At 30.1% G+C, this 14,038-nt stretch carries 14 protein-coding genes; 8 read left to right on the top strand and 6 right to left on the bottom strand.

Annotated elements, in window-relative coordinates; all coding sequences use genetic code 11:
- Positions 1-147 precede the first annotated feature (147 nt).
- On the top strand, positions 148-1,443 hold the full coding sequence (locus EG240_RS09150; protein ID WP_125019093.1) for a hypothetical protein: 1,296 nt from the start codon (positions 148-150) through the stop codon (positions 1,441-1,443).
- Positions 1,444-1,475: 32 nt separating this feature from the next.
- On the opposite strand, the gene EG240_RS09145 is transcribed toward EG240_RS09150, so the two are convergent.
- The 3 genes from EG240_RS09145 to EG240_RS09135 form a co-directional block, all read right to left on the bottom strand.
- The gene (locus EG240_RS09145) at positions 1,476-2,267 is read right to left on the bottom strand and encodes a S1/P1 nuclease (protein WP_125019092.1); all 792 of its coding nucleotides are present in this window, start codon (positions 2,265-2,267) and stop codon (positions 1,476-1,478) included.
- 122 nt (positions 2,268-2,389) lie between these two features.
- Positions 2,390-2,899 (bottom strand): acyl-CoA thioesterase, encoded by a 510-nt coding sequence (locus EG240_RS09140; RefSeq protein ID WP_125019091.1) that lies wholly within the window; start codon positions 2,897-2,899, stop codon positions 2,390-2,392.
- A gap of 70 nt (positions 2,900-2,969) precedes the next feature.
- On the bottom strand, positions 2,970-3,911 hold the full coding sequence (locus EG240_RS09135) for an HU domain-containing protein (protein ID WP_125019090.1): 942 nt from the start codon (positions 3,909-3,911) through the stop codon (positions 2,970-2,972).
- A 167-nt stretch (positions 3,912-4,078) separates the two neighbouring features.
- Here EG240_RS09135 and dprA point away from each other — a divergent pair, with 167 nt between their 5' ends.
- Entirely contained in the window at positions 4,079-5,197 is a 1,119-nt protein-coding gene (dprA, locus tag EG240_RS09130; RefSeq protein WP_125019089.1) for a DNA-processing protein DprA, read from the top strand.
- Positions 5,198-5,222: 25 nt separating this feature from the next.
- On the opposite strand, the gene trpS is transcribed toward dprA, so the two are convergent.
- Positions 5,223-6,191, bottom strand: a complete 969-nt coding sequence (gene trpS, locus EG240_RS09125) for a tryptophan--tRNA ligase (RefSeq protein WP_125019088.1) — start codon at positions 6,189-6,191, stop codon at positions 5,223-5,225.
- A 114-nt stretch (positions 6,192-6,305) separates the two neighbouring features.
- On the opposite strand from trpS, the gene EG240_RS09120 reads away from it, so the two are divergent.
- Entirely contained in the window at positions 6,306-7,040 is a 735-nt protein-coding gene (locus tag EG240_RS09120) for a lysophospholipid acyltransferase family protein (protein ID WP_125019087.1), read from the top strand.
- A 10-nt stretch (positions 7,041-7,050) separates the two neighbouring features.
- On the opposite strand, the gene EG240_RS09115 is transcribed toward EG240_RS09120, so the two are convergent.
- Entirely contained in the window at positions 7,051-7,245 is a 195-nt protein-coding gene (locus EG240_RS09115) for a twin-arginine translocase TatA/TatE family subunit (RefSeq protein ID WP_125019086.1), read from the bottom strand.
- A gap of 6 nt (positions 7,246-7,251) precedes the next feature.
- Positions 7,252-7,461, bottom strand: coding sequence for a twin-arginine translocase TatA/TatE family subunit (locus EG240_RS09110; protein WP_125019085.1), 210 nt, complete (start codon positions 7,459-7,461; stop codon positions 7,252-7,254).
- A gap of 259 nt (positions 7,462-7,720) precedes the next feature.
- Between EG240_RS09110 and EG240_RS09105 the strand changes: the two genes are divergently transcribed.
- From EG240_RS09105 to EG240_RS09085, 5 genes are read left to right on the top strand one after another with little or no spacing between them, the layout of a single operon-like run.
- The gene (locus EG240_RS09105; protein ID WP_125019084.1) at positions 7,721-9,199 is read left to right on the top strand and encodes a GH3 family domain-containing protein; all 1,479 of its coding nucleotides are present in this window, start codon (positions 7,721-7,723) and stop codon (positions 9,197-9,199) included.
- A gap of 8 nt (positions 9,200-9,207) precedes the next feature.
- Positions 9,208-10,083: a carboxypeptidase-like regulatory domain-containing protein gene (locus EG240_RS09100; RefSeq protein ID WP_125019083.1), complete on the top strand. Its 876-nt coding sequence runs from the start codon at positions 9,208-9,210 to the stop codon at positions 10,081-10,083.
- A 17-nt stretch (positions 10,084-10,100) separates the two neighbouring features.
- A complete protein-coding gene (locus tag EG240_RS09095) occupies positions 10,101-11,786 on the top strand; it encodes a DUF6909 family protein (protein ID WP_125019082.1) in 1,686 nt (561 codons plus the stop codon).
- A gap of 6 nt (positions 11,787-11,792) precedes the next feature.
- A complete protein-coding gene (locus tag EG240_RS09090) occupies positions 11,793-12,716 on the top strand; it encodes a hypothetical protein (protein ID WP_125019081.1) in 924 nt (307 codons plus the stop codon).
- 17 nt (positions 12,717-12,733) lie between these two features.
- Positions 12,734-14,023, top strand: a complete 1,290-nt coding sequence (locus tag EG240_RS09085) for an MATE family efflux transporter (protein ID WP_125019080.1) — start codon at positions 12,734-12,736, stop codon at positions 14,021-14,023.
- Positions 14,024-14,038 lie beyond the last annotated feature (15 nt).

Genomic DNA, 14,038 nt, shown 5'->3' with positions numbered 1-14,038 from the left:
ATAGCATAGATTTATATTTAATTTGGAGAAAGCTCAACAGAATTTTTTTGTTGAGCTTTTTTTTGTATATTAACAAATAAAGTTTAATTTGTGGCACGATACTTGAATCATGACTATCAACAATAATAGATAAAACAATATAAAGATATGAAAGCGTATAAATTAATTCTGATGTTTTTTGCTTTGATGCTCGTGAACGTAGTATCTGCGCAAAAAAATACAAATGGAAATGTTGTTGCGAAAAGCCGTGATATTTCTGATAATTTAGATTTGCAAGCTGTAGCATCTATTTTTGGTGACTCAAAGGATTTAGAAGATTTTGAAAAAAAGTTGAATGATCCTTCGATGCAAATATCAAATTTAGACCTTAATCAAGATGGATATGTTGATTATTTAAGAGTTCTTGAAGTTGCTGAAGGTGATGCTCGTGTGATTGTAATTCAGGCTGTTTTAGGTCAAGATCAGTTTCAGGATGTTGCAACGATTGAATTGGAAAGACAACGTGCAACAGCATCTTCATCTTCACCAAATGTAAATATTCAAATTGTAGGGAATCCTTATATATATGGGCCAAATTATATTTATGAACCATATTACTATAGAACTCCAGTGTTTTTTGATTTCTTTTGGATGCCTACTTATAGACCATATTATTCTCCTTGGTATTGGGGTTATTATCCAACTTATTATTCTTATTGGGCTCCAGTTCCTTACTTTAGATATAATAGAAACTGTTATAATTATATAAATCAAAACAATAGATACGTTTATACAGATACTAGACGTGTTTCTAGAGCAGATAGAATGTATTCAAATGTTAGAGGAAATTCTTTGGAACGTCAAAATCCAGGTAGATCATTTGAGGGTAGAAATAATAGTGTAACTAATCGTTATGCATTTGATAAAGAAAGAACAGCAACTAGAACAGCAACTTTTAGTGGTGATAGAGGTGGAGTTTCTTCAGGTAGATCAAATATCTCTACAGACAGAACATCATCAACTGTTGGTAGAACTGGAGTTTCAGAAACATCAAGAACTGCAACTAATGTTGATAGAGCTACTGTAAATGGTACTTCTTCATCTGTTCGTTCAACCGGAACTAGAGTACGTAGTGATTTTAATGCAACAAGAACAAATGTGAATTCTGGTCAAACAAGAGTTAGTATTCCAACAACGTCAACAACTAGATCAAGTTCAAATGTAGGTTCTAGTACAAATTTTAATCAATCTAATACTAGAATAGAAAGATCAACAAGATCGAATTCGAATAATAATTTTAATTCAAGTTCAAATACTAGAAGTTCAAATTCAGGTTCTTTTAACAGAAGTTCAAACTCAGGGTCTTTTAATAGATCTTCAGCACCTGCACCTTCTAGAAGTATGAGTGCTCCGTCATCTTCTCGTAGCAGTGGAAGTTCTTCTGGAAGAAGTATTGGAAGATAAATAAAAAAAATCAGGCAATTGCCTGATTTTTTTTATCCGTATATTTCGTTTAAAACTTTTGCTAATCTCAAACCTCCTTTTAATAGTTGATTTTCTACATTTTCTTTGTTTAAATAATGGTATTTATAACCTAATTTGTCGTTAAGTTGAACTTCATTATAAATGTTATTCGATAATTGATAAGTTTCAAAAACCCAATCGATATATTCTTTTTCGATTAATTTTTTATTTTCTTCTTTTGATTTTATATCTAAAACATCGCAATACTCAGTATAACTATATTTTTCAAAATCAACCAAACTAGAATCCCAAACAGAATGGATATTTGTGCGTTTTCCGAACCATTCTACAGTGATTTTGTTACCACCTAGATCTTCTGCTCTTCCAACATGCATTGGTTGATGAGAGTCGCCTATAATGTGAATTAAAAACGATAGTTTTTGTTGCTTTTCAAGATCTGTTAGTTTTTTGTCATTTTTTAATTCGTCGATTAAAATCAAACCTCTTTTATACATATTGTCTTCAGATGTTTCATTCATGGTTTTTAAATACGAATCGTAATTTAAATTACCAGGAATATTGACATAATGCCAAGAAGAAGCATAGTCAAAATCTGGGTTAGATTTTATGAAATCTGGCCAATTAGCCCAATAAGCTAGTTTTTGTTTACCATAGATTTTTTCAATGTTTTCTTTTGCTTTGTCTGTAAGGTTACGTTCTGCAATTTCTGCAATGATTCTGTGACCATTCGTTCCCCAAGCAAAGCTTAATTGTGTAATCAATAAAAAGATACCAATTACAATCTGATTTTTATAAGTTTTCATTACGATTAAAATTTTGTCAAAATTAATGACTTACTATCTTATAATTTTGAAATTTAGTCACTTTAGGTTTTTTATGTAAATAAAAATCGGAATTTCGTTAATGAAATTCCGATTTTGTTTTTTTATATAAAAAGTGCTTTTAATTCTGTAGCTTCAGACGGTGCTAGCTTTCCTGCTAATACCAAGCTTAATTGTTTTCTACGAAGTGCTGCGTCATAACGCGATTTTTCTAACTCTGTTTCAGGTATTATTACAGGAACTTCTACAGGTCTTCCAGTTTCGTCAACTGCTACAAACGTATAAATTGCTTCGTTGGCTTTTATTTTTTCTCCAGATTCGCGGTCTTCAATCCAAACATCAATGAAAATTTCTAACGAAGTTCTGAATGTTCTTGAAACTTTAGCTTCAATAGTTACTACACTTCCTAAAGGTATTGATTTGTTAAATGCAACGTTATTTACAGATGCTGTAACGCAAATTCTTCTTGAATGTCTTCTGGCGGCAATGCTTGCGGCTCTATCCATACGTGCTAAAAGTTCGCCGCCAAATAAGTTGTTTAAAGGATTAGTTTCGCCAGGTAATACCATATCTGTTAAAATGGTTATTGAATCGGAAGGAGTTTTTGCTTGCATTTTTGTTGTTATTTATGCAAATATATGAATCTATTTCATAAAAAAAGAGCTGATTAAAGCTCTTTATTATTTATTCTTCAATGAAGACCCAAGCGTCTTTATTCACGTTGTTGTGAATTTGTTTTAATTCTACTTGTGCTTCTTCTTTTGTTTTGTAACTGTTGTAAATCACAGGTCTCATCCCATGTTTTGATTTTACTAGATATTTTGAATTTTTGTAACCTTTTTCTTTTAATTGATCTACTAAAATTTGAGCTTTTGCTTCTGTTCTAAATGATCCTGCAACAATATGATAACGAAGCTCTTCTTTTGCGTTAACAATTTTCTCATCAACAATTTTAGATACATCATTGATGGTTTTAGGAGTTTCTATGAAGAAAGTTGCTTGTTGAATTTTATTTTGAACTTCTTGTTGAACCTGTTTTTCAATCTTAGATTTTTGAGTATTGATTTCTAGGTTGTTTTGATAGTTCATAATTGAACTAAATAAACCAAGTCCTACCACCAAAATCGCAGCGTATTTTAAGTAATTCGTACCTTTTTTAGCTCTTTGAATTGGAATAACTACAGGTTGAGATTTTTCTGATTTCGAACGTTCGATATTTGCAACCAAAATTGAGCTTAAACCAAAAGAAGAAGTTAGGTAATTCGTTGAACCTATTGGTTCGAAAATTAGTTTACGTTCTTCATTAAGTTGAATTTCTCCAATATTTTTAAGATATAGAGTTTTGTTCTGATCTAAAACTTCAAACCATTTAGAAATTCCATCTTTTATTGAAGTTAATGCTTCGTTATAAGATAGGTTTTCTTCTAAGGCAATATGATTACCTAATAATCCATCATTATTCTTTAATTGAGAATTAAAAGAAATCATTTTCTTTGGAGGTGAAAAAGTTCCAGTAAGTTCATTAAAGCGAGCTGAAGAAGTTTCAGTTAAAAAAGCGCCGAAACCAGGAACGATAACGCACTGATAACGATACAATAAAGCCGATATGTGTTTTTCTATCATCATACTACAAAAATATAGAAACAATATGGGAAACAAAAAATTATTCACAAATGTTATCAACAATTTTTAATTAATTCCACACTGTTGTTAATAAGTGGTTTAATATGGAATAAACTTACGTATTTTTTTTATATATTTAAAATATAATACTGATTTTTAATTGTTTGTATATGGATTTTTTTTCGGATGATGTTTTATTTTACTATTTAGCTCTCTCAAAAGTTGATGGTGTTGGACCGGTATTTGCTCGCAAAATCGCTTTGAAGTATCCGAATTTAAAGGAATTGTTCGAAAATAAACCGATTGATTCTTTCGCTTGCGAAGGTGTTCCAAATGGAGTTTTTGAAAAAATTAAAATGTTCAAAAAAAATAAAATTATTGAAAATGAAATCCGTTTTATTAGAGATAATAAAATTGATGTTCTTTCTGTTTTGGATGATAATTATCCAATGAACTTAAAGCAATGTTATGATGCACCTTTTATACTGTTTTCAAAAGGAAATATTGATTTTGAAAACGATCGAATCATCAGTATTGTAGGTACGAGAAATATAACATCTTATGGTTCTGGTTTTGTGAAAGAATTAATTCAAGATTTAAAAAAATACAATCCTTTAATTGTGAGTGGTTATGCTTATGGTGCTGATATTTGTGCGCATTTAGCTGCTCTGGAGAATGATTTACAAACCGTTGCTGTTCTTGGTCAGAGTTTAGAAACCACATATCCTAAAGTTCATAAGAAATATAATAATCTTGTTATGGAAAATGGAGGTTTTATAACTGAATTTTCAATAAGTGATAAAGCTAGTAAAGAAAATTTCATTAAGAGAAATCGGATTGTTGCTGGTTTATCAAAAGCAACTATTGTAATTGAAAGTGCTTTGAAAGGAGGTTCGTTATCAACTGCAAAATTTGCTAACGATTATAACCGTGATGTTTTTGCTTTGCCAGGGCGGATTTCGGATTCGTTTAGTTTAGGATGTAATCATTTAATTAAAACCAATCAAGCTAATTTGTTAACTTCAGTTGAGGATTTGGTATATTATTTAAATTGGGATATTACGAATAAAACGAAAAGTGAATCCAAATCTTATGAAATCCCAAGTGATTTAACTTCAGATGAATTGAAAGTAGTTTTTTATTTAAATGAAAACGGTTCTGAAATTTTAGATATTATTGCTTTGCAAACTGATATTCCTGTGTATAAGTTAAGTGTTGTTTTGTTGAATTTAGAACTTCGAAATTTGATTGTTCCGTTGCCAGGAAAGTTATACGATTTAAAAAAATAAAGTCGAACCTAAGTCCGACTTTAATTTAATATCCCATTTTTTCTCTAACTCTCTTTAAAGTTGCGTTGGCTACAACTGCTGCTTTGTCTGCGCCAATTTTTAATAAACGTTCAACTTCTTCTGTGTTGTTGATGTAGAAATTATATTTTTCACGAATGTCTTTGAAATAATCACAAATCAATTCGAATAAAGCTTGTTTAGCGTGACCATATCCATAATTTCCGCCTAAATAATTAGCTTGCATAATTTCTAATTGTTCAGGAGTTGCAATTAATTTATATAAAGTAAATACATTACAGGTTTCTGGATTTTTAGGTTCCTCAAGTGGAGTTGCGTCTGTAACAATTCCCATAATTTGTTTTCTTAAAGCTTTGTCATCTAGGAAAATATTGATGAAATTGTTTGCAGATTTACTCATTTTGGCTCCATCTGTTCCTGGAATAATCATTACATTTTCTTCGATTTTAGCATCTGGTAAAACAAACGTTTCTCCCATTTGATGATTGAATCTCGAAGCCACATCACGAGTAATTTCTAAATGTTGTAATTGGTCTTTTCCAACTGGAACAATTTGTGCATCATACAATAAAATATCTGCAGCCATCAACATCGGATAAGTAAATAATCCTGCGTTAACATCTGCTAAACGGTCTGCTTTATCTTTGAATGAATGTGCTAAAGTTAAACGTTGAAACGGAAAAAAACAGCTCAAATACCAAGAAAGTTCTGTTGTTTGTGGTACATCAGATTGTTTGTAGAAGGTAACGTGATTAATATCTAACCCACAAGCAAGCCAAGCTGCTGCAACACTTAATGTATTTTCTTTTAATGTTTTCGCATCTTTAATTTGTGTAGCCGAATGTAAATCGGCAATGAAAAGAAACGAGTCATTTTCAGGTAAATTTGCCATTTTTACTGCTGGTAAAATAGCACCCAAAAGATTTCCTAAGTGTGGTGTTCCAGTACTTTGAACTCCAGTTAAAATTTTTGCCATTTTTAATATTTCATTTAATAATACAAATTTACTTTTTTTATTACAGTTCGAGCTTTTTGAATGGATATTTATTTTTTAATTCTTATTTTAGTCGAATCAAAATCAACCCAATCTATGAAAATTGTCAAATACCTGTTCTGGTTTTTCTGGAAATTATGGTTTTATTTACTGGTTTTAATTGTAATACTTTTATTTTCGCCCTTATTAATTGTTTCATTATCGAATAATCGTTGGTATAAATTCTTTTTTGTTTTAGCTCGAGCTTGGGCAATTATTATTTTTTATGGAATCGGATTTCGTAAAGTTGTGAAAAGTGTTCAAACATTTGATAAAAATGAAAGTTATATGTTAGTTGCGAATCACACATCAATGATGGATATTATGTTGATGTTGATTATGGTTAAGAAAAATCCGTTTGTTTTTGTTGGAAAGAAAGAGTTGGCTAAAATGCCAATTTTCGGATATTTTTATAAAAAAGCTTGTATTTTAGTTGATCGTTCAAGTGTGAAAAGTCGTCACGAAACGATTCTTCGAGCACAAGAAAAATTAAATCAAGGATTGAGTGTTTGTATTTTTCCTGAAGGCGGAGTTCCTGATGATGAATCGATTGTTTTGGATTCGTTTAAGGATGGAGCATTTCGATTGGCAATCGAATTTCAGATTCCGATTGTTCCGATCACTTTTGTTGGTTTGAAAAAACATTTTCCTTTTAGATTCTTCGCAGGAAAACCTGGATTGATTCCGGTTTACGTTCATAAATTTATAACAACGAAAGGGTTAACGCAAGATGATAAACCGGCTTTGAAAGAAAAAGTAAGAAATATTGTTTTAGAACCTTTGTTGAAATAAAAAAAGCGAACTACTGTTCGCTTTTATCTTTTGTATCTGATGTATTTTTAGAAGCAGTATTTGAATTTTCTTCTTTAGTTGCATTCTTAAATTCCTTAATTCCTGAGCCAATTCCCTTCATTAGTTCTGGAATTTTTTTACCACCGAATAATAATAAAATTGCTGCGATGATTAATATAATTTCTGTTGGACTAAGACCTCCCATTTTTTTTTATTTTTTGGTTTCAGAATCAGTGTTTGAAGAATTCTCTTGTTTAGCGTTTTCTTCTTTTGTTGCATCTTTAAATTCTTTGATTCCAGAACCTAAACCTTTCATTAATTCAGGGATTTTCTTTCCACCAAATAATAATAAAACTACAGCCAGAATCAAGGCAATTTGCCATGGACTAACCATCCCTAAATATGTTACTAATGCATTCATAGTAAAAAGATTTAAAATATTTCTTGACAAAGATAAAACAATTTGTTTTGAAATGTTTATAAGCGGATTATAAATTTAACATAAGCTTACGATTCTGTTTTTATTTATTTGTAATTTTAGAAAATTAATTTATCTATTAATTAATTGTTTGGTTTATTATAAAGTGTTAAATGTTTTTTTGGTTTTGTAACTTTTGAACTTTTGATGCGTATAATAAAAACCAATTTGTTTTTTTGGTAATAAAAAATAAAACTTCAATATGTCTATTAAATCGTTTTTTGCTAAAATTTACGCTAAAACTGTAGTTTCAAAAAATAAAAAATGGGTCGATAATCCGATTGAAACCCAAGAGAAAATATTTAAAGAATTAATCTCTAATGCTAAAAATACAGCTTTTGGTAAAGACCATAATTTTGATAAGATTCAAAATCATACCGATTTTGTAAAAAATGTCCCTATCAATGATTATGAAGGTTTGCGTAAATATGTTGATAGAGTTGTTCAAGGAGAAGAAAATGTTTTATGGCCGGGAAAACCAATCTATTTTGCAAAAACTTCGGGTACAACTTCAGGTGCTAAATATATTCCAATTACTAAAGAATCGATGCCTTCTCATATTGAAGGTGCTAAAAATGCCATTCTTTATTATATTAATGAAACCGGAAATGCAGATTTCGTTGACGGAAAGATGATTTTCTTACAAGGAAGTCCAATTCTTGAAGAGAAAAACGGAATTAAACTTGGTAGATTATCTGGAATTGCGGCGCATTATGTTCCTTCGTATTTACAAAAAAACCGTTTACCAAGTTGGGAAACCAATTGTATCGAAGATTGGGAAACTAAAGTAGATGCAGTTGTCAAAGAAACATACAATCAAAATATGACTGTGATTTCTGGAATTCCATCTTGGGTTCAGATGTATTTTGAAAAGTTGATTGAAAAGTCAAATAAACCCGTTGGAGATTTGTTCAAAAACTTCAATTTGTTTATTTACGGAGGTGTAAATTACGAGCCTTACCGTCAGAAATTTGAACAAATGATTGGAAGACGTGTGGATTCTATTGAGTTGTTTCCTGCTTCTGAAGGTTTCTTTGCCTATCAAGATTCTCAAAAAGAAAAAGGAATGTTACTACTTTTAAATTCTGGAATTTTCTATGAATTCATAAAAGCAGACGAATTCTTTACTGAAAATCCAAAACGTTATACGATTGGTGAAGTTGAATTGAACATCAATTATGTTTTGATTCTTTCTACAAATGCTGGACTTTGGGGATACAATATTGGCGACACAATTGCGTTTACTTCTTTGAAACCGTACCGAATTATGGTTACTGGTCGTATTAAGCATTACATTTCTGCTTTTGGTGAACACGTAATTGGTAAAGAAGTTGAAACTGCGTTGCAGGAAGCTTTAGCAACAAGTGATGCAATTGTAAATGAATTTACAGTTGCACCTCAAATCAATCCGATTGATGGTTTGCCATATCACGAATGGTTTGTTGAATTTGAAAAATTACCTTCAGATTTGGATGCATTTGCTTTGAAGATTGATAATTCAATGAGAAATCAAAATGTGTATTACGATGATTTGATTGTTGGAAATGTATTAAGAACTTTAAAAATCACTCAAGTACCTGTGAATGGTTTTCAGAATTATATGAAATCAATTGGAAAATTAGGCGGGCAAAATAAATTGCCACGATTATCAAACGATAGGAAAATTACCGATTGTTTATAAAAATTTATATGATGAAAAGATTTATTATTTTTTTGCTATTTCTTCCAAATCTGATTTTTAGTCAGATTAATGGGGTTGTAGTTGATGATAATAATAAACCACTTGAATTTGTAAATATTTGGAATAAAGATTTTTCTGCTGGAGCAACAACCAATCAGGAAGGGAAATTTTTCGTTGAGAAAGCTACTGATAAAGATACACTTGTGATTAGTTTGGCTGGTTTTGAAACTAGAGAATTACAAGTAAAAGACGACCAAATCATAAAATTGAAATCGATAAAAAAGCAAATTATCGATTCTTCTGTTTTACCAGAAAAAAAACGTTCACATACTATTGGAAAAGCAATCAGACAGAATTTGTTTTTTTCGCCTGCCAATCTTCCTTGGATTTATGTGAAATATTTTAAAAATGAAAATCCTGATAAAAGTATTCGCTTTATTAATAAAGTTGAAGTTTTTGTTCGGAGTAATGTTGCTAATGCAACTTTTAAATTGAGAGTTTTTAAATCGAATAGCGATGGAACTCCGGGAGATGATTTACTAATTGAACCGATTATTGTTCAAGCTGTTCGAGATAATCGAAAAAACACAATTAATCTTTTAGATTATAAAATTCAAATTCCTGAAGAAGGCGTTTTTGTTGGCATTGAATGGTTATTAACCGAAAATAATCGAATAAAACTAACTGCGTTTTATAAAGGCGATGAAGCTATTGCAGATTACAGATATGCTCCTGATTTAGTATGTAATAAGGTTGAAGAAAGTAACGCTTATCGCTATATGGCTGGAGAATGGAAAAGAAATGATACTTTTATAAAAAAATCTGAATTAGATGAAGCGAAGCCAATTATTGAGCCAGCAATTAATTTAATTCTTACTAATTAATATTAAACGAAAAGAGAATGAAAGAGATTAAAAATACTACAAGAACCAGAGCACAAGAATCTTCAGCAGCTGTTGAAAGAATGTATATAACTATGCGCCATTTATTTAATCGCGGATTTTATAAACCAATGGGTGTTTCTGGAGAAACTTTAAGAGAAGCTTTATTATTACTACGTCCGGAAATTTACGGTTCAATCGCAGAAGAAAAGGTTGAACTAAATGGACTTTTATATGTTATTGAACGATTACCAATCGGTATTGAAGAATGTCGTTTTATCAATTTAACTTCAGATGAAGGTTATTCACAATCGCATTTTTCGGCAATCGTTCCTCCAAAAAGAAGAAGAAATTGTTACCGAATTGACGATGAGCAAATGAATATTGAAATCACTCGTGGTCGTTCAGATATTTATGATGTTTTAACCCATTTGACTTTTATTTTTATTGAATCTCATAAAATCAAAGACCGTGTTTTAGGTGATGAAGAAGAAATTATTTCACGTGATTGGATTAAGATTGAACAAGCGGTACAAAAGAACGAACCTTTAACTTTGGAAGAAAGAGAATTAGCAATTTCACACGCTTCAAATGTTTTAGGAAGAAGTTTCGCTGAAATCAATTCGATATATTCACAATTTGCAACAACTGATAATCCAGATCGATTTATTCACGTGATTTATTGGTTAGGAAAATTAGCCATTCAAGAAACGGTGAAAAACGAAAAACGTACCATTACGTTTAGTCCCATTTTACGCGAACGTTTAGGACATCACATTTACGGAGAAATCTGGGCAGATAATATCAAAAACGAATTAGAACGTTTGGATTTACTAGAGCGTCCATTGCATATTATCAGTGCAAATATGCACAGCGTGATGAATTCTATTTTTGCAACAAACGTTTTAAAAACGAAATTAAAAGCAAAAGAAGATATTCAAGTTTATGAAGAATTAAGTAAATCTGGAAACGGAAATTTACGTGCTTTAGTTTCTGACCGTGCTGCAAAAGAAGGAATGTTATTTTTGCCTGATACTTCTGGGACAAACATCGATGTTCAAATTTTTGATACAGCTAAAATCGATTTCAAAAACACCTTGTTTTCAAATGCAAAATTACCACAAAATGATGCAGAAAAGCCTGTAATTATTGTAATGGATTATGCTTTTGGAGAACAAGCTTATGAAACTATTGACGAATTGTTAAAACCATTCAAAAAAGATATATATTTGAACTTTGAATCGGTTTCGATAATGGGTAAAGCTGGAATTTTAACAGGAGGAAAAGGAGATATTATGATTCCGTTTGCTCACGTTAACGAGGGAACAGGAGATAATTATGCGTTCGAAAATGAATTAACAGCAGAAATGTTTGAAGGAAATGGAATTCCTGTTTTCTCTGGAACAATGATTTCTGTTTTAGGAACTTCTTTGCAAAATAAGGATTTGTTACAATTTTTCCACGATTCAACTTGGAAAGCAATTGGTCTTGAAATGGAAGGCTCACATTATCAAAAAGCAATTCAATCGGCATCAAAAATCAGAAAAAGTATCAATCCAGATGTAAAAGTTCGTTACGCGTATTATGCTTCTGATAATCCGTTAGAAACTGGAAGTACTTTAGCTTCTGGAGGATTAGGTTCAACCGGAGTAAAACCAACTTATTTGATTACAATTAAAATTTTAGAACAGATTTTTAATATTTAATAAAATATGAACAACACACCACCAAAAGAAAACACAAACAATCAAGAAATTGATTTGGTGTTTTTATTTAGAAAAATTAAAGGTTTTTTCCAATCAATACGTTTTGGAATATTTAAATTCATTCAATTTTGTTTAAATAAGATAGTTTATATCCTTGCGATAATCGCCGTTGGTGGTGTTTTGGGATATTTTATGGATAAAAATTTACCGCAACAATATAAGCACGAAACTATTGTTGCTGTTAATTTTGACTCGGCTGAATATTTATATAATTTTATTAGTAATAATAAATCAAAAGATTCAAAAATAACTAAAGTTACCATCGTTCCTGTAAATGATATTTTTCAACTAATTTCTGACAATGAAGATCATTTAAGAGCTGTAACTTTTTTAAGCGAATCTGGATTGAAAATTGCTGAATACGAAAAAGGTAGTAGTAATATCTTTTTTTATCGATATCATCTATTAACAATTTATACAAATGGTAAGGATGAAACAGGTAAAGTTGTAAGCGAATTTTTAGCGAAAATAAATAATACACCGTATTTTGTAAATAAACAGAAAATTGAATACAAAAACAATTTGGTTAAGATTGAAGAGTTTAAAAAATCAGTACAAAATATAAATTCTGTTTTCGAAAGTATTACAAAAGATAAATCTTCTGCTTCTGTAGATATTACGACATACAACCAGATGAATGAATTGACAAAGACTAAGTCGTTGCTTTTGAAACAGTTGAATAAGTTAGAGACTGAGTTGGCTGAACAAAGTGTAGCTATTTTTCCAACTGTGATTCAAAATAACATTTCTGCAAATCTCTTTGGTTACATTGTTAAGATTCCATTCTTGTTTTTATTCATATTCTTTATAGTTTCTTGGATGGTTTCATGGTTTAAAAATACTAAGAAAGCTTATCTGTCAAGAAACTAAACTTTTGATTTTATAAAATGATTAAAAGTTTTATTGAAAAAATAAATTCAAATTCTCTTCTTAAACATAGTTTAATTACTATTTTATTGAGAGGATTTGGAGTTTTAATTTTATTTGGATTTACTGTTTTCATCACAAATTTTTATTCACCATCGATTGTTGGCGAATACGAATCTGTACGCGTATTTTTACTTGTAATTGGAAGTATTGCACTATTAGGTACAGAACAATCTGTATTATATTATGCTGGGAAATATCAAGCAACAGGCGATGTAACTGGTTTAAAACAAGTGTACTTTAAAATGCTGCGAATACTTGTTATAACCGTATTTTTTTCTACTATTGTTTATCTGATTATTCCCAAAGAAATTCTACTTTCTTTTCTTAATAATGATTTTGTAGCTTATCAAAACATTAAAAAAAGTTTCTTTATTTTATTTTTTTTCATTTTAACCTTATTTAATACCGAGGTTTTACGCGCTTTAGATTATATTTATTGGGCAGAAATTTTCAGGAATATTTTAAAGTATCTTCCTGTTTTAGTTGGAGCTTTTTTATTGTTGTATGTAGGTGACCCAAATTGGTTAGTAGATTTTTATATTTATGGATTTATAATTTTGAGTTTACTTACTTCTTTTATGGTCTTTAAATCTTTTAAGGCTGTGAAAGTCGAAAGAAGCATTGTAACATCAAAAGAAATCATTAAAGTTTCGTATCCAATGGCGATAAGCGCAACTTGTTTTTTTCTGATGTTAAGTATAGATGTTTTTTTATTAAAAAAATATTTTTCAAACGAACAAGTTGCTTATTACGCTACAGCCGTTAAGTTATTGACAGTACTTACAATGGTTATTGTTGCAATAAATACTAATGTTTCACCAAAATTAGCTGAGTTTTTTACCAATAAGGATTTTTTTAATTTAAACGAAGTTCTTAAAAAGAGTAGAAAAGTTATTGTTTGTGTTAATTCGTTTTTTGGAATAGTTTTAATTGTATTTGGATTTCAAATTTTGAGTTTATTTGGCGAAAATTATACCAACGCCTATTATCCAATGGTAATTTTAGTATTAGGTCAAATGGCAACATCATTTTTTGGATCTAATGCAGCTTTGCTAAATATGGCTGATAAACAACATATTTATAAAAATATATTAGTTGCAGCAACGGTTTTAAATTTAATTTTAAATCTGTTTTTGATTCCTAAATATGGTATGATTGGCGCAGCAAGCAGTTTCGTAGCAAGTTTGTTTTTTTGGAATATAGTTGCCTTTTTTTATGTTAAATTCAAAATTTTGAAAACAATATAGCTTTTCAATTGAGTA

It is taken from the genome of Paenimyroides tangerinum (genome assembly GCF_003865405.1).
Taxonomy (GTDB): domain Bacteria; phylum Bacteroidota; class Bacteroidia; order Flavobacteriales; family Flavobacteriaceae; genus Flavobacterium; species Flavobacterium tangerinum.
The sequence above is the reverse complement of the archived record's forward strand: the minus strand, read 5'-3'. Positions and strand labels throughout refer to the sequence as shown.

What these genes read in the sequence shown, in the direction of transcription:
- EG240_RS09150 (WP_125019093.1), top strand. Translation starts at nt 148, where the DNA reads ATGAAAGCGTATAAATTAATTCTGATGTTTTTTGCTTTGATGCTCGTG.
- EG240_RS09145 (WP_125019092.1), bottom strand. Translation starts at nt 2,267, where the DNA reads ATGAAAACTTATAAAAATCAGATTGTAATTGGTATCTTTTTATTGATT.
- EG240_RS09140 (WP_125019091.1), bottom strand. Translation starts at nt 2,899, where the DNA reads ATGCAAGCAAAAACTCCTTCCGATTCAATAACCATTTTAACAGATATG.
- EG240_RS09135 (WP_125019090.1), bottom strand. Translation starts at nt 3,911, where the DNA reads ATGATGATAGAAAAACACATATCGGCTTTATTGTATCGTTATCAGTGC.
- dprA (WP_125019089.1), top strand. Translation starts at nt 4,079, where the DNA reads ATGGATTTTTTTTCGGATGATGTTTTATTTTACTATTTAGCTCTCTCA.
- trpS (WP_125019088.1), bottom strand. Translation starts at nt 6,191, where the DNA reads ATGGCAAAAATTTTAACTGGAGTTCAAAGTACTGGAACACCACACTTA.
- EG240_RS09120 (WP_125019087.1), top strand. Translation starts at nt 6,306, where the DNA reads ATGAAAATTGTCAAATACCTGTTCTGGTTTTTCTGGAAATTATGGTTT.
- EG240_RS09115 (WP_125019086.1), bottom strand. Translation starts at nt 7,245, where the DNA reads ATGGGAGGTCTTAGTCCAACAGAAATTATATTAATCATCGCAGCAATT.
- EG240_RS09110 (WP_125019085.1), bottom strand. Translation starts at nt 7,461, where the DNA reads ATGAATGCATTAGTAACATATTTAGGGATGGTTAGTCCATGGCAAATT.
- EG240_RS09105 (WP_125019084.1), top strand. Translation starts at nt 7,721, where the DNA reads ATGTCTATTAAATCGTTTTTTGCTAAAATTTACGCTAAAACTGTAGTT.
- EG240_RS09100 (WP_125019083.1), top strand. Translation starts at nt 9,208, where the DNA reads ATGATGAAAAGATTTATTATTTTTTTGCTATTTCTTCCAAATCTGATT.
- EG240_RS09095 (WP_125019082.1), top strand. Translation starts at nt 10,101, where the DNA reads ATGAAAGAGATTAAAAATACTACAAGAACCAGAGCACAAGAATCTTCA.
- EG240_RS09090 (WP_125019081.1), top strand. Translation starts at nt 11,793, where the DNA reads ATGAACAACACACCACCAAAAGAAAACACAAACAATCAAGAAATTGAT.
- EG240_RS09085 (WP_125019080.1), top strand. Translation starts at nt 12,734, where the DNA reads ATGATTAAAAGTTTTATTGAAAAAATAAATTCAAATTCTCTTCTTAAA.